The sequence below is a fragment of the Paraburkholderia youngii genome, from assembly GCF_013366925.1.
Classification (GTDB): Bacteria; Pseudomonadota; Gammaproteobacteria; order Burkholderiales; family Burkholderiaceae; genus Paraburkholderia; species Paraburkholderia youngii.
Map to the genome: position 1 here is coordinate 5,529,008 of NZ_JAALDK010000001.1, position 25,658 is coordinate 5,554,665.

Annotated in this window: 21 protein-coding genes and 2 pseudogenes; 12 read left to right on the forward strand and 11 right to left on the reverse strand. The window is 63.4% G+C overall.

Annotation, left to right across the window (positions count from 1 at the left end; translation table 11 throughout):
- Window positions 1-5: 5 nt before the first annotated feature.
- Both G5S42_RS25250 and G5S42_RS25255 read right to left on the reverse strand, forming a co-directional pair.
- A complete protein-coding gene (locus G5S42_RS25250; protein WP_176109246.1) occupies window positions 6-1,322 on the reverse strand; it encodes an ATP-binding protein in 1,317 nt (438 codons plus the stop codon).
- Window positions 1,306-2,031, reverse strand: a complete 726-nt coding sequence (locus G5S42_RS25255; RefSeq protein ID WP_018419780.1) for a response regulator — start codon at window positions 2,029-2,031, stop codon at window positions 1,306-1,308. The genes G5S42_RS25250 and G5S42_RS25255 overlap by 17 nt, the downstream gene beginning before the upstream one ends.
- A 218-nt stretch (window positions 2,032-2,249) precedes the next feature.
- Between G5S42_RS25255 and G5S42_RS25260 the strand changes: the two genes are divergently transcribed.
- A complete protein-coding gene (locus G5S42_RS25260) occupies window positions 2,250-2,783 on the forward strand; it encodes a periplasmic heavy metal sensor (protein ID WP_176109247.1) in 534 nt (177 codons plus the stop codon).
- Window positions 2,784-2,930: 147 nt separating this feature from the next.
- Here G5S42_RS25260 and G5S42_RS25265 read toward each other — a convergent pair whose 3' ends face one another.
- The gene (locus G5S42_RS25265; RefSeq protein ID WP_176109248.1) at window positions 2,931-3,641 is read right to left on the reverse strand and encodes a pirin family protein; all 711 of its coding nucleotides are present in this window, start codon (window positions 3,639-3,641) and stop codon (window positions 2,931-2,933) included.
- 619 nt (window positions 3,642-4,260) lie between these two features.
- On the opposite strand from G5S42_RS25265, the pseudogene G5S42_RS25270 reads away from it, so the two are divergent.
- From G5S42_RS25270 to G5S42_RS25290, 5 genes and pseudogenes are all read left to right on the forward strand, one after another.
- A pseudogene (locus G5S42_RS25270) lies at window positions 4,261-4,398 on the forward strand (ABC transporter substrate-binding protein); the annotation flags it as partial.
- 240 nt (window positions 4,399-4,638) lie between these two features.
- On the forward strand, window positions 4,639-5,328 hold the full coding sequence (locus G5S42_RS25275) for an ABC transporter permease (RefSeq protein WP_176109249.1): 690 nt from the start codon (window positions 4,639-4,641) through the stop codon (window positions 5,326-5,328).
- The gene (locus G5S42_RS25280) at window positions 5,325-6,038 is read left to right on the forward strand and encodes an ABC transporter permease (protein ID WP_176109250.1); all 714 of its coding nucleotides are present in this window, start codon (window positions 5,325-5,327) and stop codon (window positions 6,036-6,038) included. Before G5S42_RS25275 ends, G5S42_RS25280 begins: the two co-directional genes overlap by 4 nt.
- 39 nt (window positions 6,039-6,077) lie before the next feature.
- Window positions 6,078-6,857, forward strand: coding sequence for an ABC transporter ATP-binding protein (locus tag G5S42_RS25285; protein WP_176109251.1), 780 nt, complete (start codon window positions 6,078-6,080; stop codon window positions 6,855-6,857).
- Window positions 6,858-7,474: 617 nt separating this feature from the next.
- Complete coding sequence (locus tag G5S42_RS25290) at window positions 7,475-8,632, forward strand: porin (protein ID WP_176109252.1); 1,158 nt, start codon at window positions 7,475-7,477, stop codon at window positions 8,630-8,632.
- A 183-nt stretch (window positions 8,633-8,815) separates the two neighbouring features.
- Here G5S42_RS25290 and glnK read toward each other — a convergent pair whose 3' ends face one another.
- Both glnK and G5S42_RS25300 read right to left on the reverse strand, forming a co-directional pair.
- Window positions 8,816-9,154: a P-II family nitrogen regulator gene (gene glnK, locus G5S42_RS25295; protein ID WP_013088783.1), complete on the reverse strand. Its 339-nt coding sequence runs from the start codon at window positions 9,152-9,154 to the stop codon at window positions 8,816-8,818.
- Between the two features lie 101 nt (window positions 9,155-9,255).
- On the reverse strand, window positions 9,256-10,980 hold the full coding sequence (locus tag G5S42_RS25300) for an NAD+ synthase (protein WP_176109253.1): 1,725 nt from the start codon (window positions 10,978-10,980) through the stop codon (window positions 9,256-9,258).
- Window positions 10,981-11,130: 150 nt separating this feature from the next.
- On the opposite strand from G5S42_RS25300, the gene G5S42_RS25305 reads away from it, so the two are divergent.
- Together G5S42_RS25305 and G5S42_RS25310 are read left to right on the forward strand one after the other, a co-directional pair.
- Window positions 11,131-12,300 carry a GNAT family N-acetyltransferase gene (locus G5S42_RS25305; protein ID WP_176109254.1) on the forward strand — a complete coding sequence of 390 codons (1,170 nt, stop codon included), beginning with the start codon at window positions 11,131-11,133 and terminating at the stop codon, window positions 12,298-12,300.
- Window positions 12,301-12,310: 10 nt separating this feature from the next.
- On the forward strand, window positions 12,311-12,628 hold the full coding sequence (locus G5S42_RS25310) for a GIY-YIG nuclease family protein (protein WP_176109255.1): 318 nt from the start codon (window positions 12,311-12,313) through the stop codon (window positions 12,626-12,628).
- 6 nt (window positions 12,629-12,634) lie between these two features.
- Here G5S42_RS25310 and G5S42_RS25315 read toward each other — a convergent pair whose 3' ends face one another.
- Window positions 12,635-14,731 (reverse strand): FUSC family protein, encoded by a 2,097-nt coding sequence (locus G5S42_RS25315; RefSeq protein ID WP_176109256.1) that lies wholly within the window; start codon window positions 14,729-14,731, stop codon window positions 12,635-12,637.
- Between the two features lie 231 nt (window positions 14,732-14,962).
- On the reverse strand, window positions 14,963-15,490 hold the full coding sequence (gene ppa / locus G5S42_RS25320; protein ID WP_013088778.1) for an inorganic diphosphatase: 528 nt from the start codon (window positions 15,488-15,490) through the stop codon (window positions 14,963-14,965).
- A gap of 297 nt (window positions 15,491-15,787) precedes the next feature.
- On the opposite strand from ppa, the gene G5S42_RS25325 reads away from it, so the two are divergent.
- The 3 genes from G5S42_RS25325 (at window position 15,788) to G5S42_RS25335 (ending at window position 19,536) form a co-directional block, all read left to right on the forward strand.
- Window positions 15,788-17,227: an aldehyde dehydrogenase family protein gene (locus tag G5S42_RS25325; RefSeq protein WP_176109257.1), complete on the forward strand. Its 1,440-nt coding sequence runs from the start codon at window positions 15,788-15,790 to the stop codon at window positions 17,225-17,227.
- 91 nt (window positions 17,228-17,318) lie between these two features.
- Entirely contained in the window at window positions 17,319-18,077 is a 759-nt protein-coding gene (locus G5S42_RS25330) for an SDR family oxidoreductase (RefSeq protein WP_176109258.1), read from the forward strand.
- Between the two features lie 139 nt (window positions 18,078-18,216).
- A complete protein-coding gene (locus G5S42_RS25335) occupies window positions 18,217-19,536 on the forward strand; it encodes an MFS transporter (protein ID WP_176109259.1) in 1,320 nt (439 codons plus the stop codon).
- A gap of 98 nt (window positions 19,537-19,634) precedes the next feature.
- On the opposite strand, the gene G5S42_RS25340 is transcribed toward G5S42_RS25335, so the two are convergent.
- From G5S42_RS25340 to G5S42_RS25350, 3 genes are all read right to left on the reverse strand, one after another.
- The gene (locus G5S42_RS25340; protein WP_176109260.1) at window positions 19,635-19,928 is read right to left on the reverse strand and encodes a hypothetical protein; all 294 of its coding nucleotides are present in this window, start codon (window positions 19,926-19,928) and stop codon (window positions 19,635-19,637) included.
- 143 nt (window positions 19,929-20,071) lie between these two features.
- Window positions 20,072-20,767, reverse strand: a complete 696-nt coding sequence (locus G5S42_RS25345) for a glycine zipper 2TM domain-containing protein (RefSeq protein WP_176109261.1) — start codon at window positions 20,765-20,767, stop codon at window positions 20,072-20,074.
- Window positions 20,768-20,949: 182 nt separating this feature from the next.
- Window positions 20,950-22,992, reverse strand: coding sequence for a sigma-54-dependent Fis family transcriptional regulator (locus G5S42_RS25350; RefSeq protein WP_176109262.1), 2,043 nt, complete (start codon window positions 22,990-22,992; stop codon window positions 20,950-20,952).
- Window positions 22,993-23,303: 311 nt separating this feature from the next.
- On the opposite strand from G5S42_RS25350, the gene G5S42_RS25355 reads away from it, so the two are divergent.
- Window positions 23,304-24,830, forward strand: coding sequence for an aldehyde dehydrogenase family protein (locus tag G5S42_RS25355; protein WP_176109263.1), 1,527 nt, complete (start codon window positions 23,304-23,306; stop codon window positions 24,828-24,830).
- A gap of 106 nt (window positions 24,831-24,936) precedes the next feature.
- Here the strand turns inward: G5S42_RS25355 and G5S42_RS25360 are convergent.
- A pseudogene (locus G5S42_RS25360) lies at window positions 24,937-25,322 on the reverse strand (NADP-specific glutamate dehydrogenase); the annotation flags it as partial.
- Window positions 25,323-25,658 lie beyond the last annotated feature (336 nt).

Below are 25,658 nucleotides of genomic sequence, written 5' to 3' on the forward strand. Positions count from 1 at the left end.
CGCTCCTACCACGCATTTTCCGAGGCCGTCGCAACCCGCGGCAGCACTTCGAACGGAAAGCTCATCAACACCCGCAAACCGCGGCCGTCGTGATTGCCGATTTCCCACTCACCGCCCGCGCGCCGCACCAGCCGCTCGACGATCGCAAGGCCCAGCCCGCTGTGGCCGTTGCCGCCGCGCGCCGGATCGAGCCGCACGAACGGCCGGCTCGCGCTGATCAGATCCTGGGCGGCGATGCCCTTGCCGTTGTCGCTAACGGATAGCGTAAAACCCTGCGGTGTGCGCGCAGTCGCGACGACCACCGGCGGCGCGCCATACGCATGCGCGTTGTCGATCAGGTTCGACAGGATCCGGTCGAGCGTGGCGGCAGGCAGCTGAAACGACGGCCCGGCGTTCAGCTCCGTGTGTACGATCGGCGCGCCGCTGGCCACCGCCCGATAACTGCGCACGACACGCTCGCACTGTGCATCGACTTCCACGGGTTCGCTGCGGTCCGCTCCGTCGTGCGCGAACAGCAGGAACTGCTCGACGATATGCGTCATCGAATCGACGTCGCGCACGACGCCGTCGCGTGTCTTCGCGTCGTCCATCATTTCGGCGCGCAGCCGCAGACGCGCGAGCGGCGTCTTCAGGTCATGCGCGACACCGGCCAGCATCACCGCGCGATCGTTCTCGGTGCGCGCGACTTCCTGCACCATCTGATTGAAGCCATGTGTGAGTTGCCGCAACTCGCGCGGCCCGCGCTCCGGCACCGGCGGCACCGGCAGCCCGCGGCCGAAGCGCGCGACCGCCTGCGCGAGCAAGCGCAGTGGCCGCTGGAGAGCCCAGGCGGCGAACAGCGCTGCCATCACCGCGAACGAGAAAATAATGACGAGCCACGACACCGTGCGGTCGAGCGAGCGCGGCATGCGCAGCGGTTGAACCGGCACGACGATCCAGTTTCGATCAGTCGCGGCGCGCACCCATAGCGTGGGCGGTCCGCCGGGCGGACTGATGCGCACCTGGGTGTCGGCCGGCATGCGGTCGCGCACGTCCTCGACGAAACGCTCGAGCGGCGGCGGCATGTTCGCGCTGGCTGCCGGTACATCCGGGCTGGCCGGGTCGACCAGCTTCACGCGCGACGGCAACGGTTGATCCGGTGTGCGGGCGACGTGCTGACGCACCGCGTCGACGAGGAAGGTCGCTTCCTCGACCGCGTAGCGCGTTTGCAGTTGCGAACGTTCGAGCCGCATCAGCGCGTACCACGCGAAATGCGACAACATCAGCACCGCGACGACGAGCAGTGCGAGCCGCCCGAACAGCGAATCAATGGGCCGACGCATGCTGCTCGCCGTCCGGCACGAACACGTAACCGCGGCCGCGCACAGTCTGGATGAAGCGCGGTGTGGATGGATCGGTTTCGAGAATGCGACGCAGGCGCCACACCTGCACGTCGATGCCGCGGTCGGTACCGTCGTACTCGGGACCGTGCAGCAGTTCCAGCAGGCGCTCGCGCGTGAGCGTGCGCATGGGGTGATTGACGAAGATCTTCAGCAGAGCGAACTCGCTGCCCGACAGCGTGAGCGGCTTGTCTTCGAGATGCAGCGTGCGTGACTGGAAATCCAGCGTGAAGCGGCCGAAGCTGAACGGTTCGCGCTGTTCGGGCGCGGCCGCCGACGGCAGCGTGCGGCGCCGCCGCAGCACCGCCTGCACGCGCGCGAGCAGTTCGCGCGGATTGAACGGCTTGCCGAGGTAGTCGTCCGCGCCGAGTTCGAGGCCGACGATACGGTCGACGTCGTCGGCGCGCGCGGTCAGCATGATGACAGGGATATCGTCGCCCGATGCGCGCAGCTTGCGCAGCGCGGTGAGGCCGTCCACGCCGGGCATCATCAGGTCCAGCACGATGAGGTCGGGGCGCTCGCGCTCGAGGCGCCGTTCGAGTGAGCCCGCGTCGTGCAGCACCGAAACTTCGATGCCCTGACGGGCCAGATAGTCGCGCAGCAGATCGCGCAGTTCGACGTCGTCGTCGACGACCAGGATTTGAGTAGCCATGAAATGAAGTTTAACGCGCGGCAGAAAGGGATTTCGTTTTCCAAACGGTCTGAAGGGTTACCGGGTGTTACGGTGAAAGCCGCGCGTAATTGCTGGTAATAGCGGCGTCCTGGCGCGTAACACAGCGGCGCACGCGGTTCTCTACGCTGTGCCTTACCGAGTGCAGGCAGTCCAAAGACCGGTTGCATCGTCGGCTATTCCATTACAAGGAGCCTCATATGTCCACCAAAAAGATGTCGCGCGTTCTCGCCGTTGCTGCCACCGCTCTCGCCATCGGCGCGGGCGCCGCTTACGCCGCTCAACCCGCCGAGCAGGCGCACGGCGGCCCTGGCGGCTGGCACGGCCACTTCATGAAGGAACTCACCCAACTCCACGATCAGCTGAAGCTGAACGCGGATCAGGAAAAGTTGTGGCAAAGCGCGCTCGATACGATGAAGCAGAATCATGAAGCGATGCGCGCGAACCACAACCAGGCTCACGACCAGTTCAAGGCCGCGCAGCAGCAGCCGATCCTCGATCTGAACGCGATGGCCGCGACGCATCAGCAGATCGAGCAGAAGGACGCGCAACTGCGTCAGCAAACCACCGACGCATGGCTCAAGTTCTATAACGGCCTGAACGACCAGCAGAAGACCACTGTCAGCACGGCGATCAAGCAGCGCTTCTCGCGGATGGAACAGCGTCACGAGAAGATGCGCGAGCGTTGGGAGCATCACCAAGGCGCGGCGTCGGCGCCGGCCGCTAATCAGTAAGCGGCGCGTTGCATCCGCGAGGCGTGCCAGGGAAGGCGCCTCGCAAATAGAAAAACGCCACGGAAGAGGTTTTCCGTGGCGTTGCCGTTTGGCGCTGCTCGCGGCTCGATCCGCTGGCCGCGGGCCCGCGCGAATCGACCGCTCGGATCAGCCGTTCAACTGGCCGAGATCGAACAGCAGCACTTCCGCGTCGTCGCCCTTTTCGAGCGTCACCGTGTCGACATCACTGAGCTTCGCGGCATCGCCCGCTTCGAGCACCGTGCCGTTCACGCTCAGCGTGCCGCGCGCGACGTGCAGATAGGCGAGACGCCCGGCCGGTATTGCGAAGGTCGCGTGTTCGGCGCCGTCGAACAGTCCCGCGTAGATCGACGCGTCCGCATGGATCGTCACCGAGCCGTCGCGGCCGTCGGGCGACGCGATCACGCGCAGGCGGCCGCGCTTGCTGTCGGCGTCGAAGCGCTTTTCCTCGTAGCCGGGCTGATCGCCCGCGCGGCGCGGAATGATCCAGATCTGCAGCAGATGCGCGGGTTCGTCGCGCGACGCGTTGAACTCGCTGTGCTGCACGCCGGTGCCCGCACTCATGCGCTGCACGTCGCCGGGACGGATCGTCGAGCCGTTGCCCATGCTGTCGCGATGCGCGAGCGCGCCCTCGAGCACATACGTGACGATCTCCATGTCACGATGCCCATGCGCGCCGAAACCCTGGCCGCCGGCGATGCGGTCTTCGTTGATCACGCGCAGCGGTCCGAAGTGCACATGCTCGGGGTCGCGGTAATCGGCAAACGAGAAGCTGTGATACGAGTCGAGCCAGCCGTGGTTGGCGTGACCGCGTTCTGCGGAGCGGCGAATCTCGATCATGGAAAGTCTCCCGGTAAGTACTCAATCAGAGCGATGCGAGGAATGTAGGGGCTGCGTGCCCACTAAACAATCGTGCGCGACCGCACCGCAGCGTTCCATCGCTGCATGCAATCGCACGCACGACGCGGCCGGCGAGCTGACCGCGCGGAAAGGCGGGCGTCCGGATGCCCGGCGCCCGGATGCCCGGCGCCCGGATGCCCGGCGCCCGCAAAACCGCGCCGGCGTCGCGCACGCACAACGCGCTGCGCGGCGTCTTGCCGCTCGCTGCCGCCCCGCACTGGCAGCTTGCCGCTCTTCGGGTAAAATACCGCGCTTTTCAAGCCGCGTGGACGTCCAGCGGGACGTGCAGGCCGCGCCGGCAAGCCTCGCCGGGCCGGCCGCAACCGGTGCGCGACGGGCTCCGACTCGGCGCCACACCCGCGCGAGGCACGTCCGGCAAGCACCGAATGCACCGGAACAGCGCTCCACGTCGGACGAACCGCCCGCGCAAGAACGACGAGCACGCGGCGACAATCCCTGCGGCACGGCAATTTTGACCGCCTAGAATAGCGACCGTCGGCCCTCGGCCGGCGCTCGTCGGGTCGAGTCATCACGACGATCAGATTGGTTCAGGAGAAACATGAAGAAGTTCGCACTGTGCGTGGCTCTGGCAGTCATGGCCACCGGCGCGATGGCGAAAGAATGGAAAACGGTGCGCATCGGGGTCGACGCCAGTTATCCGCCATTCGAATCGAAGGCGCCTAATGGCGACATCGTCGTGCAAGTGGCACCGAAGGTGACAACCGAAGGTGGCAATACCAGGCAGTAGATTCAAAACAATCCGAGACGAAAGTCCCGAAAGCGCGCTGCAGGAGCCACCAACGTTTCTGCGGCATGATTTGCACAGCGGCACGCTGTGCGCCGCGGATCACGGCGAGCCAGGCGCTCGACCCCGACGCGGCGCATCGCGGGCCGCGTCTTTCGCGGTGCGCGAGAAACGCATCGTCGAGGACTTCCTATGTTCCTTCAAGGCTACGGCCCGCTACTCCTCAGCGGCACCTGGCAAACCGTCAAGCTGGCGGTGTTCTCGCTCGCGCTCGCGTTCGTGCTCGGCCTGCTCGGCGCGGCGGCGAAATTGTCGAAGAACCGCCTGTCGAACGGCATCGGCACCGTCTACACGACGCTCGTGCGCGGCGTGCCCGATCTCGTGCTGATGCTGCTGCTGTTCTATAGCATCCAGATCTGGCTTAACAACCTGACCGACGCGATGGGCTGGGACCAGATCGACATCGACCCGTTCGTGGCCGGCGTCGCGGTGCTCGGCTTCATCTACGGCGCGTACTTCACCGAGACGTTCCGCGGCGCGTTTCTCGCGGTGCCGCGCGGCCAGCTCGAAGCGGGCGCGGCCTACGGCATGACGAGCTGGCAGGTGTTCTCGCGCGTGATGTTCCCGCAGATGATGCGCTTCGCGCTGCCGGGCATCGGCAACAACTGGCAGGTGATGGTCAAGGCGACCGCGCTGGTGTCGATCATCGGTCTCGCCGACGTCGTCAAGGCCTCGCAGGACGCCGGCAAGGGCACCCTGCGGTTCTTCTTCTTCACCCTGCTCGCGGGGGCGATCTATCTCGTCATCACCACAGTGTCGAACTTCGTGCTGATGTACCTCGAAAAGCGTTACTCGACCGGCGTGCGAAAGGCGGATCTATGATCGAGATCATTCAGCAATACTGGCGCAACTATCTGTTCACCGATGGCTATCGCTTCACCGGTGTCGCAATCACATTGTGGCTGCTGGTCGTGTCGATCGGCCTCGGCTTCTGCCTTTCGGTGCCGCTCGCGGTCGCGCGCGTGTCGAAGAAGAAATGGCTCGTGGGCCTCGTGTGGCTCTATACCTATATCTTCCGCGGCACGCCGCTCTATGTGCAACTGCTGCTGTGCTACACGGGGCTCTACAGCCTCGAGATCATCCGCAACAACGAGCTGACCAACGCGTTCTTCCGCGACGGCATGCACTGCACGCTGCTCGCGTTCACGCTGAACACTTGCGCGTACACGACCGAAATCTTCGCGGGCGCGATCAAAGCGACGCCTTACGGCGAGATCGAAGCGGCGCGCGCGTACGGCATGTCGTCGTTCACGCTGTACCGGCGCGTGATTCTGCCGTCGGCGCTGCGCCGCGCACTGCCCTACTACAGCAACGAAGTGATCCTGATGTTGCACGCGACCACGGTCGCATTCACGGCCACGGTGCCGGACATCCTGAAGATCGCGCGCGACGTGAACTCCGCGACGTATCAGTCGTTCAACGCGTTCGGCATCGCCGCGCTGCTGTATCTGTGTATTTCTTTCGCGCTCGTGTGGCTGTTCCGCCGCGCCGAGCGTCGCTGGCTCGCTTACCTGCGGCCGCAAGGCAAGTAACTGCGCGTCCCTGGACAAGCAAGCTCGTTAAGGATCCTGATGAATTCCAAGAAGCAGAAGCTCTTCGTCGACGAGCTTCACAAAAAGTACGGCGACAACGAAGTCCTCAAGGGCGTGTCGCTGAAAGCCAATGCCGGCGACGTGATCAGCGTGATCGGTTCGTCCGGCTCCGGCAAGAGCACGATGCTTCGCTGCATCAACTTTCTCGAACAGCCGAACGCGGGGCGCATTTTCGTCGACGGCGAGGAAGTGCGCACGCAGACCGCCAAAGACGGCGCGCTGCGCGTGTCGAACCCGAAACAGTTGCAGCGCGTGCGCACCAAGCTTTCGATGGTGTTCCAGCACTTCAACCTGTGGTCGCACATGAACGTACTCGAGAACATCATCGAGGCGCCGGTGCATGTACTCGGTCTGAAGCGCAAGGAAGCCGAGGACCGCGCGCGCGAATATCTGGAGAAAGTCGGCCTCGCGCCGCGTCTCGAGAAGCAGTATCCGTCGCATCTGTCGGGCGGCCAGCAGCAGCGCGTGGCGATTGCGCGGGCGCTGGCGATGCACCCGGATGTGATGCTGTTCGACGAACCGACCTCGGCGCTCGACCCGGAGCTCGTCGGCGAAGTGCTCAAGGTGATGCAAAAGCTCGCCGAGGAAGGCCGCACGATGATCGTCGTCACACACGAAATGGGCTTCGCGCGCAACGTGTCGAACCATGTGATGTTCCTGCACCAGGGCCGCGTCGAGGAAGAAGGCCATCCCGACGAAGTGTTCAAAAACACGAAAAGCGAGCGTCTGAAGCAATTCCTGTCGGGCAGTCTCAAGTAATAAAAATTGCCCCGCGACTTACGATGCGAATAAACATCGAAAATGTAGTCAATGTAGTTTTACAAGGCGCTTACGAGCGCCTTTTTCATTTCTACCGCGCCCTTCCCCCGGCCATTCGAACGACGAAAAAGCGCCGAAAATCCCACAAAACGGGCTATTCCGGCCTGGTTTTCGCCCTAACCTGCCACTTTTGACTCGTCAATAGTGACAATCCTTAATGCGTCCCCTTCTGAGCCGCGCTTCCCTTGCCGGACAAGGCTCTGCGCCATTTTCCGAGAGGTTCCTCCGGGTTCCGCCGCACATTCGTATTGCAATTTGGCGACACCGCCTGTGGACGGTACTAATTTCTTCTCCCAGTTAAAGTTATTTTTGATAAATTGGTAACCAAAGTAGCAAAACAAAGTTGATTAAAAGTAGTTTCACTTCAAAACACAGAGGAGAACCGGTCGGCGTGGGATCGGCATGACGCAAAGATAGCTCGACGCTACATGTCATGGCAGGAGCACCCCTATCCACCCGCCACTCTCCCCTGGTACCGCTTTCTGTTCGGCGCTGATCGCGTCCGAACACCACTCGCAGTACTGGGTTTCTTTTTTTGACAGGGTATGGAGGAGAAGATGAAGAAAGCTTTGCTCGTCGCTGCGCTGATGTCGGCCGGCGTTGTTGCACACGCTCAGAGCAGCGTCACGCTGTATGGCCGTTTGGATGCAGGTCTCGAGTACATGTCGGGCGTCCCGACCGGCGCTAACGCCAACGGCGCGGCCAACACCAGCTCGAACCGCTTCAAGGCGGAAAGCGGCGACTGGGGCACCAGCCTGTGGGGCATGAAGGGTGTCGAGGACATCGGCGCTGGCAACAAGATTCTGTTCCAGTTGGAAGGCTCGTTCAACACGATGACGGGCGCGGGTCCTGGCGGCGGTGGTCTCTTCAATCGCTGGGCAACGGTCGGCATTTCGAACGACCAGTTCGGTACGTTCACGATGGGCCGCATGCTCTTCATCTCGAACGGCGTGTGGGACTTCGACCCGTTCGGTCAGTCCGACTGGTCGTCGGCATCGCTCGTGCGTGGCCGCAACTGGCCGCAGTCGAGCAACAACTTCGCGTACCAGTCGCCGAAGATCGCGGGCTTTGACTTCTACGGTCAATACGCGCTGTCGAACGCGACGAGCTGGAACGGTAACGGCACGACGCCGCAAGGTCGCGAAGCTGGCGCGCAGGTCACCTACACGACCTCGCTGTTCCAGATCCGCGGTCTGTACGACGAAATTCGCAACCCGACGACCGGCGGTTTGTGGGGTGGCCCGGTCGCCAACAACGGCATCAATACGGCTAACACGAGCAACGGCGTATTCGCGGCATCGCGCGAGTACTCAGCTCTGGTGAACGTGTTCCTCGGCCAGTTCAAGATTCAGGCCGCTTACCAGGCAGTCCGCTCGGCAGGTGCGACGAACGTTGCTCCTGGTCAGCCGACCACCCTGGATCACGAATGGGGCGGTGTGACGTGGCAGGCAACGCCGGCTGCAGCGCTGATCGCGGCGGTCTATCACGTGAACGGCAACAACGGCGCGGGCAATGCGACGATCTACACGGTTGGCGGTTCGTACAACCTGTCGAAGCGCACGCTGCTCGACCTGCAGGCGGCAACGGTGCGCAACAGCCGCAATGCTAACTTCGGTCTGAACGCGAACAATGCGGGCTTCGCCGCTGCAACGGACAACCCGCTGCAAGGCCGCCAGCAAACCGGCGTGTACGCAGGCATCCAGCACTCGTTCTAATCGAACGGTGCGCCCCGAGGGTCACACCTCGGGTGTAATACAGGTTTCTTCAAGAGAATCTTTTTCACGCTGCTGCGAGAGGCGCGTATCGGTGCAATATCCGCAAGGGTATTGCACCGTTTTTTCTTCGGCGGCCGAATTTGAGTTCTTGCGCGCACCGGGCCGGTGCGTGCTTGCGCGGCTTTAGACGGCCGCTTCGTTCTCTTCGCCGGTACGGATGCGGATCACGCGCTCGACATCCGCGACGAAGATCTTGCCGTCGCCGATCTTGCCGGTGCGCGCCGCGCCGATGATCGCGTCGATGACCTGATCGCACTGGCTGTCCGCGACCACGACTTCGATCTTCACTTTCGGCAGAAAGTCGACCACGTACTCCGCGCCACGATACAGCTCGGTATGCCCTTTCTGGCGGCCGAACCCCTTGACCTCGGTAACGGTCAGGCCGGTGAGGCCGACTTCCGCGAGCGCCTCGCGCACTTCGTCGAGTTTGAACGGTTTGATGACTGCGGTGATGCGCTTCATGGCGACCTCGTCTCTTGATGGGAAGAGTGAAAAGGGAAAAGATGATTTTTATTCTACGCCGCGCCGGATGCATTGCGGCATCCGCGCGCGGGTGCCGTCTTTCACTCCACCGGTTCGGTGTAGCGCGACGTGATCGGATAGCGCCAGTCGCGGCCGAACGCGCGATGCGTGACGCGGATGCCGATCGGCGCCTGACGGCGCTTGTACTCGTTGACTTTGATCAGGCGAGTGACCCGTTTCACGTCGTCGACCCGATAGCCCGCCGCGATGATTTCCGCGAGCGAACGGTCCTCCTCCATGTACATGCGCATGATCGCGTCGAGTACTTCGTATTCGGGCAGGCTGTCCTGGTCGGTCTGGTTCTCGCGCAGCTCGGCGGACGGCGCACGCGTCAGGATCCGCTCGGGAATCACGTCGCGCTTTGCAAACGTCGTGGCGGCGTTGCGATAGCGGCACAGCCGGTACACGAGCGTCTTCGCGATGTCCTTGATCACCGCGAAGCCGCCGGCCATGTCGCCGTACAGCGTGCAGTAGCCGACCGCCATCTCGCTCTTGTTGCCGGTGGTCAGCACGATCGAGCCGAATTTGTTCGACAGCGCCATCAGCAGCGTGCCGCGAATGCGCGCCTGAATGTTCTCTTCGGTCGCGTCTTCGGCGCGGCCCGCGAACTCTTCGGCGAGCGACGCGCGAAACGCATCGAACATTGGCGCGATCGCGATCTCGTCGTAACGCACGCCGACGCGGCGCGCCATCTCGGCGGCGTCGGTCGTGGAAATGTCGGCCGTGTAGCGCGACGGCATCATCACCGCGCGCACCTTGTCGGCGCCGAGCGCGTCGCACGCAACGGCCAGCACGAGCGCCGAATCGACGCCGCCCGACAAACCGATCAGCGCGCCCGGAAAACCGTTCTTGCCGATGTAGTCGCGCACGCCCATCACGAGCGCCGCGTACACCTGCGCTTCGATCGACTGCTCCGGCGCGATCGCGGCCGGCAACGGCTTGCCGTCCTCGAACTCGACGATCGCCGTGGCTTCCTCGAACTGCGCGAGCTTCGCGACGAGTGCGCCCTGCGCGTCGAGCACGAACGAGCCGCCGTCGAACACGAGTTCGTCCTGCCCGCCGACCATATTCACATAGACCATCGGAATGCCCGTCTCGCGAATGCGCGCGCGCAAGATGTCGAAGCGCACCGCTTCCTTGTTCAGGTGATATGGCGAGCCGTTCGGAATCAGCAGCACCTGCGCGCCCGCGGCCTTCGCCATCTGCGCGGCCGACGCATGCCATGCGTCCTCGCAGATCACGACGCCGTACTTGATCCCATCCAGTTCGAACACGAACGGCTGCGGGTCCGCGGCGAAGTAGCGCTTTTCGTCGAACACCTCGGTGTTCGGCAGATCCTGCTTGCGATAGGTGCCCTTCACTTCGCCGTCGACGATCAGCGACGCCGCGTTGAAGGTATCGACCGGCGGCACGCCGCGCTCGATCGGCGCGTTTGCATTAACATGGCCGTTCGCCGCGTTGTGCACGAGCTTGTGCGCGAGGTTGTCCGACCCGTCGCGCAGCGGATGACCGACGATCACATGCAGACCGGTGAACGGCTTCAACTGCGCGGCGAGATCGGCCAACGCGGCCGCGCTCGCGGTATAGAACGCGGGGCGCAGCAGCAGGTCTTCGGGCGGATAACCCGACAACGCGAGTTCAGGCGCGACCAGCAGCTTCGCACCATCCCTGTGCGCGGCGCGCGCGGCGGCGACGATCTTCGCGACGTTGCCGGCGAAGTCGCCGACGGTGACATTGATTTGAGCAAGAGCGATTCGGGTCTTCATGGCAGGATCGACAGGCAAGCCTTCACGGCTCGCGGTACCGCGGCTCGATGGCTCGACGGAATTGAACAAACCGGATAAACGAACTCAACGAACGACGTGGCAGCTTCAGCTTCATCGCGCCGCGCCGGTCATTGCAAACAGTCACTCAGATTGAACCAGCAACGTATCGATTATCGCACGGGCATTCTGGCATCGCCCTCCGAGGTGGACGCCGCCGAGTGGAACGCCCTCCTTGCCGCGCAGCCGCAGCCCACGCCGTTTTTGCGGCACGAGTTTCTGAGCGCGCTGAACGCGACGCAATGCGCGGTTCCCGACACCGGTTGGGCGCCGCAATTCGTCACACTGACCGACGCACGCACGGGCAAGCTCGCGGCGGCGGCCCCCGTCTATCTGAAGGGTCACTCCTACGGCGAGTACGTGTTCGACTGGGCCTGGGCCGACGCGTACAAGCGCAACGGCCTGCCCTACTACCCGAAGCTGCTATGCGCGGTGCCGTTCACGCCGGTGCAGGGCAACCGCCTGCTATCGGCGAACGAGCACGCGTTGCGCCATCTCGCGGCCACGTTGATGGCGTTCGCCGAGCAGGCCGAGGTGTCGTCGCTGCATGTGCTGTTTCCGACGCAGAGCGAAGCCGACGCGCTCACCGATATCGGCATGATGCAACGCGAAGGCGTGCAGTTTCACTGGCTCAACGACGGCTACCGCGACTTCGACGACTTCCTGTCGACGCTCGAACAGAAGAAGCGCAAGAACATTCGCGCCGAACGTCGCAAGGTGCACGAGGCCGGCATCACGATGCGGCGCATCCGCGGCGAAGACATCAAGGATGCCGACTGGCGCTTCTTCAGCAAGTGCTATCGGCAAACCTATCGCGAGCATTTTTCGAGTCCGTATCTGAACCTCGATTTCTTCCGGATGATCGGCGCGTCGATGCCGGAGAATCTGCTGCTGGTGATCGCCGAATATGAAGGCAAGCCGATCGCGAGCTCGCTCGTCGTCTATCAGCGCGACGACAAAACCGGCGGCACCTTGTATGGCCGATACTGGGGCGCGCTCGAACACGTGCCGTGCTTGCACTTCGAAACCGCGTACTATCAGCCGCTCGAATTCTGCATCGAAGAAAAACTCGGCGCATTCGAGGGCGGCGCGCAGGGCGAGCACAAGATGGCGCGCGGCTTTCTGCCGACGGTCACGCGCTCCACGCATTGGCTCGCGCATCCGGCGTTCGCCGATGCGGTCGGCCATTTCCTCGACAACGAAAAGAACAGCATCCACGCATACGTGGACGAGCTGCGCGAACACAATCCGTTCAAAGGCTAGAAGCGCGGTTATGGCGTGGTTTCTCTATCTGCTCGAATGCTCGGACGGCAGCGTCTATACCGGCATCGCGACCGATGTCGCTGCCCGCTTCGACAAACACGTGAGCGGCACGGGCGCGCGTTATTCGCGCTCGCGCAAGCCGGTGCGAGTGCTGGCGTCGTTCGAGCTGGCGGACCGGTCGAGCGCGTCGAGCGCCGAGTATTGGGTCAAGCGGCTCACGGCCGCCGATAAGCGGGCGCTGGCGGCCGGGGTGTTTACGCTGCAGTCGGTGTTGCCGGCGGTGGCAGTGAACGACGCCGCTGACGACGGCGCGAGTACCGACGGCTGAGTCGTGCTACCCCCTCGCCTCCCGCATCCTCTCTGTCAACAGCCGATGCACGCGCGCGAGCTCGCCCACCACATCCGCTTCCAGCGACGTCAACCGCTCGCGCGCGGGTAACTCGAGCCGCACTGGCCGCAACGTGCGGTTCAGCGCGGCCTCGATCGCCGCGCTCATCGCCACGACCCATTCGTCGAGTTCGCTATGCACGTCGCGACGGTTCGCGGTAAGGCGCAACTGCGTCGCGGTGCCGGCCATCCGCCGCAGCAGACTCAGCACCGTCAGCGTGACGGTATCGGCCATCGAGTCCTCGAGCTTTTCTAGCCGCACGCGGCCGATCGCTTCTTCCGCGTTGTTGCTGGTGAGACCCGCGGCGCGGCGCAATTGCTCGATCTCCTTGCCGCTGTGCCGCGGCGCTTCGAGCGACGCGCGCAGATACGCGAGATTCGCGCGCACCGCGTCGCCGAGATAGACGCGCAGGTCGAGCTTCTCGCGCGTCGGCCACAGAAGGAAGGTCGCGACGAGCGCGAGCACGCAGCCGAGCACGTTGTTGCCGAGCCGCGTCAGCGCGAACGACAGTTCGTTGGCGCCCGGCGTCGCGAAGTCGGCGACGAGCACGAAGGTCGGCGTCAGGAACAGCACGAACAGGCTGTAGCTGACGGGGCGCAGCGCCATCGTCGCCATCACGAGCGGGAACACCGCGAGCGAGATGCCGAGCGGCGAATGAATCGCGTAGCCGATCGCCGCCGCGAGCACGCCGCCGACGATACTGCCCGCCGCGCGTTCGATGCTGCGCGGCCAGGTCGCGGCGATCGACGGCTGCAGGATCAGAAGAGTGGCCATCGTCGCCCAATAGCCGAACGGCAGACCGAGCGCCCGAATCACGACGAAGCCCGCGGTCGTCGTCACGCCGACACGCGCCGCATGGCGCAAGCCGACCGACTGCCACGACAGGTTCGCCTTCAGCGCCGACCACGCGCGCGCCGTATAACGCGCGACGCATGCGCTCCACGGCTCGGCATGCACCTCACGCGGCGCGAAATCGACGAGCTCGAAACCGGATTGCAGCTTCACCGGTTCGAGCAGCGCGCTTTCGAGCCGATGCGCGAAACGCCGCAGACGCGCCTGCGGCTCCGCCAGACGTTCCCAGCGCGCGTCGCCGGTCGCGCTGCCGATGTCGCTCAGCACTTCGCCGATCGCATTGAGCAGGCGCACCGCGCGTTGCGTGCGGCGCGGATCGTCGGGCACTTTCTCGCCCGCGCCCGACACCGCGATCAGATAAGCGAACAACGCTTCGCCATCGGTCAGCAAGCCGAGCAGCGTGTCATAGACGGCCGCGCCGCCCGCTTTCGATGCAGGCACGTTCGCGAGCGCATCGCGCGAGCGTTCGAGCGACGCGCGCGCATCGGCGCGAAAGCGCGCGGCATGCGTGGCCCATTCGCGCGGCGCGGCTCGTCCGCCGACGAGCCGCGCGCTATCGAACGCGATATCGGCGAGGCGCAGATACACCGTGCGCAGCGACGCGCGGCTCGCGCCGAACGGATGGATGCGCCACACGGTCAGGCTCAGCACGATCGCGAACAGACAGCCGAGCAGATAGACGCCGAGAAACTCGACACCGGCTCGCGCGTCATGCATCGGCCGATCGACCATCACGACGCAAGCGGTCGCCGCGAGGATCGTCACCTGCGACGTGGCCGCGCCCCAGATGCGGCCGAACGCGCCGAGCGTCGTGAACGCGAGCACCGCGAGCGCGGCCCACGCGGTGCCCGACGCGGATGCGAACGCGGCGATGCCCCCGCACAGCGTCGACAGCAGCGCGAAGCCCATCATCGACATGAAGCGCGCGCGGTTCGAGCCGGCCGCATCGGCGAGGCAGGTCCAGAACGCGCCAATTGCGGCCCACGCGAACACCGGATCGTGCAGCACGTTGCCGAGCGCGAGCATCGCCGTCGATGCGCACGCGGCCCTCAAGCCCTCCGACAGATTCGCCTCGCTCGCCGCGAACGACACCATCCAGACCGGCCGCTTGCGATAGATCGCGCTGACGACCGAATTCAGCCGGGTCGACCAGCGCGGCGATGTCGAGTGGGACTTGCTGCGGTTCATCATCCGGATAGTGCTCGTTGAAGTGATGGAAACGCGCGTGGATGCCGTGAGTTCGCGCGCGAGCTCGTGCGGCGAATGATAAGGGTTTACACCTAAATATAAAAATGCGTTCCGTTCATCGAAGCGATGCGTTCAGGTTATGCGCGCCGCAAAGCGCATAAAAAAACCGCGCGGTCCTTGCGGACTGGCGCGGTTTTCGTACTGCATGCAGCGAGCGGATGAACCGTGGTGCGCTTACTTCTTGTAGTTCGCCACGCCTTCGCTGATTTCCTTGTGGGCGGCATCGACGTCGGCCCAGCCTTCGACCTTGACCCACTTGCCCTTCTCGAGCGCCTTGTATTGCTCGAAGAAGTGCTTGATCTGGTCCTTCAGGTAAGCAGGCACGTCGTCGACCGACTTCAGGTTCGCCGTCATCGGGCAGATCTTGTCGTGCGGCACGGCGATCAGCTTCGCGTCGACGCCCGATTCATCGGTCATCTGCAGCATGCCGAGCGCGCGGGCACGCACGACCGAGCCTGCCAGCAGCGGGAACGGCGTGATTACCAGCACATCGACCGGATCGCCGTCGCCCGACAGCGTCTGCGGAATGAAGCCGTAGTTGGCCGGATAGCGCATGCCGGTACCGATGAAACGGTCGACGACGAGCAGGCCCAGCTCCTTGTCGGCTTCGTACTTCACCGGGTCGCTTTGCGCCGGGATTTCGATGATGACGTTGAAATCGTGCGGAAGGTCTTTGCCTGCGGGAACGTGATTGAAGCTCATGAGCGCTCTCTGAAGGGGATGGAAATCGGAAGGCGGCGAACGGCGCGCGGGCTGCGGATGCGGTGCGAACTGCGTGCGAACCGCGAACGCCAGGCCCTGAAGCCCTCTCGCCCCGAACGACGGGGCCGCGCACCGGACCGTACGGAATGCGCCATTATAGCCAATCGGCAGGTGGCATCCGCGGTCGGATCGGCGCGATAATCGTCTGGCGAGTCTCGCTTCGCGTCTCTACCGTTTTGTGTCTCCCCTTCGAACCCGCGCCGCCGCACCCCGGCCGCACGTCATCAAGGAGCATGCATGGAAGAAGCACGGCATTTCATCGGCGGCGAGTGGTGCGCCGCTTCCGGCGGCGAATCGATCGCCGTACTCGATCCATCGGACGGCCAGCCGTTCACGCGCCTCGCGCGCGGCACCGAGGCCGATATCGACACCGCCGTGCACGCGGCGCGCCGCGCGTTCGACGGAGCCTGGGGCGCGCTCGCCGCCGCCGAGCGCGGCCGTGTGCTGTACCGGCTGTCGCTGCTGGTGGCCGCGCGCCAGGAAGACCTCGCACAGCTCGAAGCGCGCGACACCGGCAAGCCGCTCAAGCAGGCGCGCGCCGACGCCGCTGCCCTCACCCGCTACTTCGAGTTCTACGCCGGCGCGGCCGACAAGCTGCACGGCGAGACCCTGCCCTACCAATCCGGCTACACGGTGCTGACGATTCGCGAGCCGCACGGCGTGACCGGCCACATCGTGCCGTGGAATTACCCGATGCAGATTTTCGGGCGCAGCGTCGGCGCGGCACTGGCGACCGGCAATGCGTGCGTGGTCAAACCGGCCGAGGACGCGTGCCTTTCCGTACTGCGTGTCGCGGAACTCGCCGCCGAAGCCGGCCTGCCGGCCGGTGCGCTGAACATCGTCACCGGTTACGGACACGAAGCGGGCGCCGCGCTCGCGCGTCATCCGGGCATCGATCACATCTCGTTCACTGGCTCGCCAGAAACCGGCAAGCTCGTCACGCAGATGGCCGCCGAAAACCACGTCCCCGTCACGCTCGAACTCGGCGGCAAGTCGCCGCAAATCGTCTTCGCCGACGCCGATCTCGACGCCGCGCTGCCGGTGCTGATTTCCGCGATCGTGCAGAACGCCGGGCAAACCTGCTCGGCGGGCAGTCGCGTGCTGATCGAGCAGGCCATTTACGAGCCGCTGCTCGACCGGCTCAGCAGCGCCTTTCAGGCACTGCGCGTCGGGCCGTCGAAAGCCGACCTCGACTGCGGGCCGCTGATCAGCGCGAAACAGCAGCAGCGCGTGTGGGACTTCCTGTCGGACGCGCAACACGACGGCATCGCAATGGCTGCGCACGGCGAAGTGATTCCCGAAGCGCCTGAAAGCGGCTTCTACCAAGCCCCGACCTTGCTGCGCGATGTCCCCGCGAGCCACCGCCTCGCGCGCGACGAAGTGTTCGGCCCGGTGCTCGCCGCGATGTCGTTCCGCGACGAAGCCGAAGCGCTCGCGCTCGCGAACGGCACGCAGTTCGGACTCGTCGCCGGTATCTGGACACGCGATGGCGCGCGCCAGATGCGGCTCGCGCGACGCGTGCGCTCGGGCCAGGTATTCATCAACAACTATGGTGCGGGCGGCGGCGTCGAGTTGCCGTTCGGCGGCGTCAGGCATTCGGGGCATGGCCGCGAGAAAGGCTTCGAGGCGCTGTATGGCTTTACGGTGCTGAAGACGATCGCGATCCGCCACGGCTAGCGAATCCGGCAGGGCTCGCTCGCGATCAGCGCGACCAGCGCGTTACATGCAGCAACGCATCGCTCTATCCATCACAAACAACGGAGACATCATGCGGTTGACAGGTAAAACGGCCATCGTCACGGGCGGCGGTTCGGGTTTCGGCGAAGGCATCGCGAAGACCTTTGCGCGCGAAGGCGCGAACGTCGTGGTCAACGACCTCAACGGGCCGGCCGCCGAACGCGTCGCGAGTGAGATCGCGATTTCGGGCGGAAAAGCGATCGCGGTGCCCGGCAACGTCGCGCATCGCGACGACTGGCGCACGCTGCGCGAAGCCGCGCTCGAAGACTTCGGCAGCGTGCAGATCGTCGTCAATAACGCGGGCACTACGCATCGCAACAAGCCGGTGCTCGAAGTGACCGAGGACGAGTTCGACCGCGTCTATGCGGTGAACGTAAAGAGCATCTACTGGAGCGTGCAGGAGTTCGTGCCGTATTTCCGCGGGCAAGGCGGCGGCAGCTTCATCAATATCGCGTCGACGGCGGGCGTGCGGCCGCGGCCGGGGCTCGTCTGGTACAACGGCAGCAAGGGCGCGGTGATCGTCGCCAGCAAGTCGCTCGCCGTCGAACTCGGGCCGCAGCGGATTCGCGTGAACTGCGTGAATCCGGTAATCGGTGAGACCGCGCTGCTGTCCGAGTTCATGGGGGTCGAGGATACGCCGCAGAATCGGCAGAAGTTCCTCGCGGGGATACCGCTCGGGCGGTTTTCGACGCCGCAGGATATTGCGAATGCGGCGCTGTATCTGGCTTCGGATGAGGCGGAGTTCATTACCGGCGTGTGCCTCGAAGTGGATGGGGGGCGCTGCGTGTAGTGGTGGGTCTGACGCTGCGCACGCGCTGCGTGCGCAGTCAGTGTTTTCCCCCAATATCGATTCGTCGTGCAAATGACCTGGCGCGGATAGAATCGACCGGCGGTGGCATTTCAATTCCATAACAAGAGGAGACACAGTCATGGCTAGTCCTGCAGATCCGCTCCACCATCCCGGCGCTGGCGCGCCGCCTTCGACGTTCGAAGAGGCGACTTATCGCAAGGTTACCTGGCGGCTCGCGCCGCTGTTGATGCTGTGCTACATCGTTGCGTATCTGGACCGTGTGAACGTCGGTTTCGCGAAGCTGGGGATGAGCACGGATCTTGGCTTGAGCGATGCGGTGTACGGCTTCGGCGCGGGGATTTTCTTTATCGGCTATTTCATCTTCGAAGTGCCGAGCAACGTGATTCTGCATAAGGTCGGCGCGCGTGTCTGGATCGCGCGGATCATGGTTTCGTGGGGCGTGATATCGGTGCTGACGATGTTCGTCACCACGCCGACGATGTTTTACGTGATGCGCTTTTTGCTCGGGCTTGCCGAGGCGGGGTTCTTTCCTGGGATTATTTTGTATCTCACCTACTGGTATCCGGCGCATCGGCGTGGGCGGATGACGACCTGGTTTATGACGGCGATTGCGCTGTCTGGGGTGATCGGCGGGCCGGTGTCTGGGTACATCCTGAAGAACTTTAACGGCGTGAACGGGTGGCACGGGTGGCAGTGGCTGTTTCTGCTCGAAGGGATACCTTCGGTGCTGGTTGGGATCATCGTGTTCGTGGTGCTCGACGATCGGATTTCGAGCGCCAGGTGGCTTACCCGGGAAGAGCAACAGTTGCTCGAGAGTCAGGTGTCGGCCGAGGAAGCGACCAAGCACGATATGCCGATTCGGCAGGTACTCACTAACGGACGGGTGTTGATGTTCAGCCTCACCTACTTCTCGTTTGTGATGGGGCTTTATGGGGTGAGTTTCTGGTTGCCGACGATCATCAAATCGACCGGCGTTACCGATGCGTTTTTGATCGGCTTGCTGTCGGCGGTGCCGTTTGCGGCGGCTGTCGTGGCGATGGTGTTCGTTGCGCGGAGTGCGGACCGGTCGAGGGAACGGCGGTGGCATATTGCGGTGCCGGCGTTTCTTGGTGCTGTGGGGCTCGTGCTTTCCGTCGTTTGGACGCATAACACCGTGCTTGCTATGACCGGATTGACGCTGGCTACGATGGGCATCCTCACTACCCTGCCGTTGTTCTGGAGTTTGCCTACGGCGATTCTTGCTGGGACTGGGGCGGCCGCGGGGATCGCGATGATTAATTCCATTGGGAACCTGGCGGGGTTCCTTAGTCCTTATGCTGTGGGGTGGTTGAAAGAGGTTACCGCGGCTAATGACTCAGGGATGTATATGCTCGCGGCGTTTATGGTGCTCGGCGGTTTGCTTGCTATTAGTGTGCCGGCGAGGATGGTTAATAGATGAAACAGACTCGCAGATGAGCAAAGCCCTGGCGGTCTTTCTGCGCCAGGGCTTTTTGTTGCCATGGGTACGAGCTTCCAACCATCGAATGGCCTGCCAGATCAGTCGTCATCGTCCCCGTGATGACGGTGCTCCCAGCCCCTGTGCCAGCCATGGTCATGGCGCCAGTGCCTGTCACGGTCGTCGTTGTACTGGTACCCATAGCCGTAACCGTAGCCATAGGCCGGAGCAGGCACGTACGTCACGGGTGGCGCCTCGTAGACCACCGGAGGCGGCGCGACATAAACCGGCCCCGGCGCGCCAAGATAAACACCAAGGTCGACATGAGCCAGCGCAGCGCTGGAAGCGCACGCAGCGCAAACGCCTGCAATCCACAAAATGAAGCTGCGCTTCATGTTTCTCTCCCTGTTCGCTGGCATCGGTTGTTGATGCGATTTAGCGATATCGATTGTATGTGTGGCTCTGGTTGGCAAATAAACGTGAAGTGTCAGTCTGGTAACCGTTTGTAAGGCCTCGTGCCCTCCAGTTCTCCGCGTGCTTACGAAGCACTCAGAGAATCGCCATAGACATGCACCCGCTCACCAACCTGAACGGCAGGCTGATTGTCGTAGTTGAAGTTTCGATAACTGCCATCCTGCATCCTGACTTGGACCTGGTAGGTGGCAGCTTTGCGTACCGCATGTTCGATGCCGTTACCGGCAAGGCCGCCGCCAACCGCACCCGCTATCGTCGCCAGAACACGGCCGCGACCTTGACCAACCTGATTGCCCAGCAGCCCGCCCGCCACCGCACCGCCTACTGCACCGAGTCCGGTGGTCGGCTGCTGCGTTTGGACCGCGTTGACCGCGACGACTTCACCTGCATCAGGGTCGACGGCAACGGGTCGAGATGGCGGCTGCGTGGCATCACGGTAACTATCGTCATGCGCGTATCTGGGCGCGGGCGACGACGCACTGCTGTGGTGGGGATGAACATGGGATTCGCTCACCGTGTTGGTCCGCGTGCCTTGTTGCTCCGCATACGGTTTAGCCGAGTCGAGCGGCGTGCTGGCCGGCTTCACCGCAACCGATGCAGTTTGCGACGGCGGCGGTGTTAGCGCTCGGGATGTCGGAAGCAGACCGGTCATTGCGGCAATGCCGGTGCCGCTGGCGAGAATCACAGCAACGGCAGCTCCGGCGACCAGAGGATGAATGCGGCTGCGCGCGGATGAATCGGAAGGCAGGTTGGTGGTCATTGCTGGCTCCGTGGTATGTGCCTGCAAGAACGCCGATGCCATCGAGTCGGTGGACCCGGCTATTGTGAGATGTGTAAGCAGTTGTAGTTCGCCGGGTCACCGCTGACATCCAGATCGACTTATAGAAAAAACAATGGCCGGTCTCCCGGCCATGATCGATTGGGCCCGCGAAAACTTCCGCGTCAATCCTTTTCCGCGCTCCGTCCCGACTGCGACTGCGCCGCTGGCATCCTCCGGTAAATGGTGTTCCGCGACACGCCAAGCGCACGCGCCGCCGCCGAAACGTTGCCGCCGTACCGCGCCAGCGTCATCGCGACGACTGATGCGGCGACATCCTGCAGCCGCGCGCCGTCGCGTACCGACGCTTCGCCTGTGGCAAGCGCGTCCGCATTCGCAACGTCGGCGACGGCCGATACGGCAGAGTCACCTTGACCTGCGCCGTCGTCGCCACAACCCGCACCACGCACATCCTCCAAAAAATCATCCGGCAAATGCGCCCACCGGATCACCCCATCCTCTTCCGCCATCGCCGCCGCAGTCCGCAGCAGATTAGCCAGTTGCCGGCAGTTACCCGGCCACGCATGCCGCCCGAACGCCGCCATCACATCAGCCGCAACGCTAAGCGCCTGTCGCCCCCCGCTTTCCACTGATTCCCACTGCAGCATCTTTTGAACGACGACCGCCAGATCGCTCCGCTCGCGCAACGCCGGCAACCGAACCGCAAGCCCGTTGATCCGATAGTAGAGATCCTCACGAAACTGATTCTGCGCAATCATCTCGCGCAAGTTGCGGTGTGTCGCGCAAATAACGGAGACATCGACAGGAACCGACCGCATCGCCCCAAGCGGCGTCACCATCCGCTCCTGCAAAACACGCAGCAACCGCACCTGCAACGAATACGGCATATCCCCAATCTCATCGAGAAACAGCGTGCCTCCATTCGCTTGCATCAGCCTGCCGATCGCCCCTTTACGCCGCGCGCCGGTAAACGCCCCCTCTTCATACCCGAACAGCTCGGATTCGATCAGCGACTCTGGAATCGAAGCGCAGTTGACCGCAATAAACGGCCCATCACGTCGCGGCGAATCGTTGTGAATCGCCTGCGCGAGCAACTCCTTGCCGGTACCGGTCTCGCCGGTGATCAGAATCGGAATATCCTTGCCGAGCACCTTGCGAACCTTCGCAATCAGTGCGGACACACGAGCATCACCGGTATCGAGATCGCTGAGCCGCGATAGTCCCGCAGCCGGTTGACGCGCATTCGCACACACCGGTCGCGGTGCGGCTGCACCCTGCACGTCAACCGCCCCGCGCTCCAGCCCAAACGACGCCCGCCTGAACTGCCCACGTGCGCAAACCACCGCACCGTTGTGCAGATTCAGCATCAGATGCGGCGCAACGCCATGCGTCAAACGGTCGATCAGTTGCCCATACGAGATCTGAAACAGCGACGACAGCGTATGCGCGCGCAACGCAGCTAGCGACAAGCCCAACTGAAATTGCGCACTCCGGTTCGCGGACAGAAAGCGACCATCATCGGTAAACGCAATGATCCCTTCCATCAGCGTGCCGAGAAACTCCGGCCGTCCGTGAAAAGACACTTGCAGCACGTCGCGAAACGCAGTCGAGAACAGATGGTTTTCGATCATCTGCACCGACATCTTCGCGAGCGCCATCGTGTGCTGGTGATAGCTGCGGTGGTCGCCCGTCACGTCGAGCACGCCGATCAGATCTCCATACGGATCGAGAATCGGCACACTCGAACAGGTCAGGAAGCGGTTCGCCGCCAGATAGTGCTGATCGCCATGAACGACCATCGCACACCCCTCGGCGAGCGAGGTACCGATCGCGTTGGTCCCTTGACGATCCTCGGCCCAGTTCGCGCCAGGCCGCAGCGCCACTTTTTCCGCGCGATGCAGAAAGTCGTCGTCGCCGATCGAATGCAGGATCAACCCTTCGGCGTTGGTCAACACGATCATGCTTTGCGTATTGACGATCTGCTCGCGCAGCGTCTCCATGACCGGCATCGCATGCGCGCACAGCACCTGGTTCTGCTCGCGCATCAGCGCGAGGCCCGTGTCGGACAGGATGTCGTAATCCGGCCGGAACGATGCGCGCAGGCCGAACGTCTCGGAGCGTTCGTGGGCTTTCTGGATCGCCGGTGCGGGCCAAGCTTTGGAGCGGTTAGCCGCCGCCACGCTGACCGGATGAACGTCTTCGCGCATTGTCTCCTCCTTGGTGCGCCCGGCTCGTGCCGGACGCTTTTGATGCGTGTCGACAGAATACTCCGTTTGCCAGTCCGCCCGACGCCCGCCGTGACCCCGCGCGGGCCCGCATCGTTGATCTGCATCAGCGTCGGCCGAATCTGCGGCGATTCTGAACAACCGCTGCCCGCGCATCTGTTCCGAAACGGAACACTTCCGCTTTATAGCCCAGCCCGATCCCTGAAATTTCGCATGTCGATGCATTGGTATGGTTCCTGCCTGATGTGGTCCCGCGCAGTCACCCGATCACCATCACAAAACGGAGACAAGTGATGAATCCATTTGACCTGAAAGCTCTTGGCATCGACATCGAGTATCCCTATCGCCAGCGTTATGAAAACTACATCGGCGGCAAGTGGGTGCCACCGGTCGGCGGCGACTATTTCGACAACGTGTCGCCGATCAACGGGCAGCCGTTTTGCCGCGTGCCTCGCTCGGCCGCCGCGGACATCGACCTCGCGATCGACGCCGCGCACGCGGCGCGCCGCAAATGGGCGAAGACGTCGGTGACGGAGCGCGCGAACCTGCTGCTCGCGGTGGCCGAGCGCATGGAAAAGAACCTGAAGCTGCTCGCGGTCGCGGAGACAATCGATAACGGCAAGCCGCTGCGCGAAACCATGGCCGCGGACCTGCCGCTCGCCGTCGATCATTTCCGCTATTTCGCGGGCTGCATCCGCGCGCAGGAAGGCGGCATCTCCGAGATCGACGACAACACGGTCGCTTATCACTTTCACGAGCCGGCTGGCGTGGTGGGCCAGATCATCCCGTGGAATTTCCCGCTGCTGATGGCCGCATGGAAGCTCGCGCCCGCCCTCGCGGCCGGCTGCTGCATCGTGATGAAACCCGCCGAGCAGACGCCGGCTTCGGTACTCGTGCTGATCGAACTGATCGGCGATCTATTGCCTGCCGGGGTCATCAATATCGTCAACGGCTTCGGCAGGGAAGCGGGCGAAGCGCTCGCCACCAGCAAGCGCATCGCGAAGATCGCGTTCACCGGCTCGACGCCGGTCGGCAGGCGCATCCTGCACGCAGCCGCGGACAACCTGATTCCGTCGACGGTCGAACTCGGCGGCAAGAGCCCGAACATCTTCTTCGCCGACGTGCTCGATCGCGACGACGCGTTCCTCGACAAGGCGCTCGAAGGTCTCGCGATGTTCGCGTTGAATCAGGGCGAGGTTTGCACGTGCCCATCGCGCGTGCTGGTTCAGGAGTCGATTTACGAGCGCTTCATCGAGAAAGCGATCGCCCGTGTGGAACGCATCAAGGCCGGCCATCCGCTGAACCTCGAAACGATGATCGGCGCGCAGGCATCACAGCAGCAGCTCGACAAGATCCTGTCGTATATCGACATCGGCCGGGACGAAGGGGCGCGGTGCCTCGTCGGTGGCGAGCGCGCCACGCCCGGCGCCGGTCTCGGCGAGGGCTTCTACGTGAAGCCGACGATGCTGTTCGGCAACAACGATATGCGCGTGTTCCAGGAGGAAATCTTCGGGCCGGTCGCTTCGGTGATGACGTTCAAGGACGAACAGCAAGCGATCGAACTCGCGAACGACACGTACTATGGCCTGGGCGCGGGCGTATGGACGCGCGATGGGACGCGCGCTTACAAGATGGGACGCGAGATCGAGGCGGGACGCGTGTGGACCAACTGCTATCACCTGTATCCGGCGCACGCGGCATTCGGTGGCTATAAGCAGTCGGGGATCGGGCGCGAAACGCACAAGATGGCGTTGTCGAATTATCAGCAGACGAAGTGTCTGCTGGTCAGCTATCAGGCGGAGGCGCTTGGGTTCTTCTGAGCGAAGGGCGCGCGTCGTTCGCTGACGACGCGCGCTCTACCCCCGCGTGCCCCACACGTTGGGTAGGCGCGGGGGCAAGCAATTGCGCTGGCAGGCCACCCGCCGCTCAGATCACGCCTTGTGCCAGCATTGCGTCGGCGACCCTCACAAAGCCGGCGATATTCGCTCCGTTCACATAGCTGACCGAACCGTCGTCGCGGCGGCCATGTCGCAGGCAGACTTCATGAATGCTGCGCATTGATGTCGTGCAGACGTGCATCGACTTCTTCGCGCAGCCAGGAGATGCGCATGGCGTTCTGACTCATTTCCAGACCCGACGTGGCGACACCGCCGGCGTTGCTGGCCTTGCCAGGGGCGTACAGAACGCCGTTGCTTTCGAAGCACCTGGCCGCGTCGTTGGTCGACGGCATGTTGGCGCCTTCCGCGACGCAAAGCACGCCGTTTTTGATCAGTTGCGGCGTCCTCGGCATTCAGTTCGTTTTGCGTGTCGCAATGAATTCAATTGTAGGAATCGGGTCGCTGGTCCTGCGATGTTGATCGCCATGAAGAGTCCTTCGCCCGACGAATCAAATTTATTGCTTAATCACGCTAAAAATTCATCCAATTCCGATCGCCGCGGGTCATCTCCGTCCCGATACTTGTCGTTCGCACATCACAAGGAACGACTATGACGAACGGCAACGGCCGGCCAATGATCCGGCTCGCAGGCAACAGCACGGGCTGCGGCGCGATTCTGATTGCATCGTGAGCGTGCCAATTGCGAGAACTTGCTCACCCCCGTGAACACATCCTGGGTCTTTCCTCTGACGCATTACCCACATGGGGCAA

Coding starts and splice junctions, on each gene's coding strand:
- G5S42_RS25250 (WP_176109246.1), bottom strand. CDS start 1,322: ATGCGTCGGCCCATTGATTCGCTGTTCGGGCGGCTCGCACTGCTCGTC.
- G5S42_RS25255 (WP_018419780.1), bottom strand. CDS start 2,031: ATGGCTACTCAAATCCTGGTCGTCGACGACGACGTCGAACTGCGCGAT.
- G5S42_RS25260 (WP_176109247.1), top strand. CDS start 2,250: ATGTCCACCAAAAAGATGTCGCGCGTTCTCGCCGTTGCTGCCACCGCT.
- G5S42_RS25265 (WP_176109248.1), bottom strand. CDS start 3,641: ATGATCGAGATTCGCCGCTCCGCAGAACGCGGTCACGCCAACCACGGC.
- G5S42_RS25275 (WP_176109249.1), top strand. CDS start 4,639: ATGTTCCTTCAAGGCTACGGCCCGCTACTCCTCAGCGGCACCTGGCAA.
- G5S42_RS25280 (WP_176109250.1), top strand. CDS start 5,325: ATGATCGAGATCATTCAGCAATACTGGCGCAACTATCTGTTCACCGAT.
- G5S42_RS25285 (WP_176109251.1), top strand. CDS start 6,078: ATGAATTCCAAGAAGCAGAAGCTCTTCGTCGACGAGCTTCACAAAAAG.
- G5S42_RS25290 (WP_176109252.1), top strand. CDS start 7,475: ATGAAGAAAGCTTTGCTCGTCGCTGCGCTGATGTCGGCCGGCGTTGTT.
- glnK (WP_013088783.1), bottom strand. CDS start 9,154: ATGAAGCGCATCACCGCAGTCATCAAACCGTTCAAACTCGACGAAGTG.
- G5S42_RS25300 (WP_176109253.1), bottom strand. CDS start 10,980: ATGAAGACCCGAATCGCTCTTGCTCAAATCAATGTCACCGTCGGCGAC.
- G5S42_RS25310 (WP_176109255.1), top strand. CDS start 12,311: ATGGCGTGGTTTCTCTATCTGCTCGAATGCTCGGACGGCAGCGTCTAT.
- G5S42_RS25315 (WP_176109256.1), bottom strand. CDS start 14,731: ATGATGAACCGCAGCAAGTCCCACTCGACATCGCCGCGCTGGTCGACC.
- ppa (WP_013088778.1), bottom strand. CDS start 15,490: ATGAGCTTCAATCACGTTCCCGCAGGCAAAGACCTTCCGCACGATTTC.
- G5S42_RS25325 (WP_176109257.1), top strand. CDS start 15,788: ATGGAAGAAGCACGGCATTTCATCGGCGGCGAGTGGTGCGCCGCTTCC.
- G5S42_RS25330 (WP_176109258.1), top strand. CDS start 17,319: ATGCGGTTGACAGGTAAAACGGCCATCGTCACGGGCGGCGGTTCGGGT.
- G5S42_RS25335 (WP_176109259.1), top strand. CDS start 18,217: ATGGCTAGTCCTGCAGATCCGCTCCACCATCCCGGCGCTGGCGCGCCG.
- G5S42_RS25340 (WP_176109260.1), bottom strand. CDS start 19,928: ATGAAGCGCAGCTTCATTTTGTGGATTGCAGGCGTTTGCGCTGCGTGC.
- G5S42_RS25345 (WP_176109261.1), bottom strand. CDS start 20,767: ATGACCACCAACCTGCCTTCCGATTCATCCGCGCGCAGCCGCATTCAT.
- G5S42_RS25350 (WP_176109262.1), bottom strand. CDS start 22,992: ATGCGCGAAGACGTTCATCCGGTCAGCGTGGCGGCGGCTAACCGCTCC.
- G5S42_RS25355 (WP_176109263.1), top strand. CDS start 23,304: ATGAATCCATTTGACCTGAAAGCTCTTGGCATCGACATCGAGTATCCC.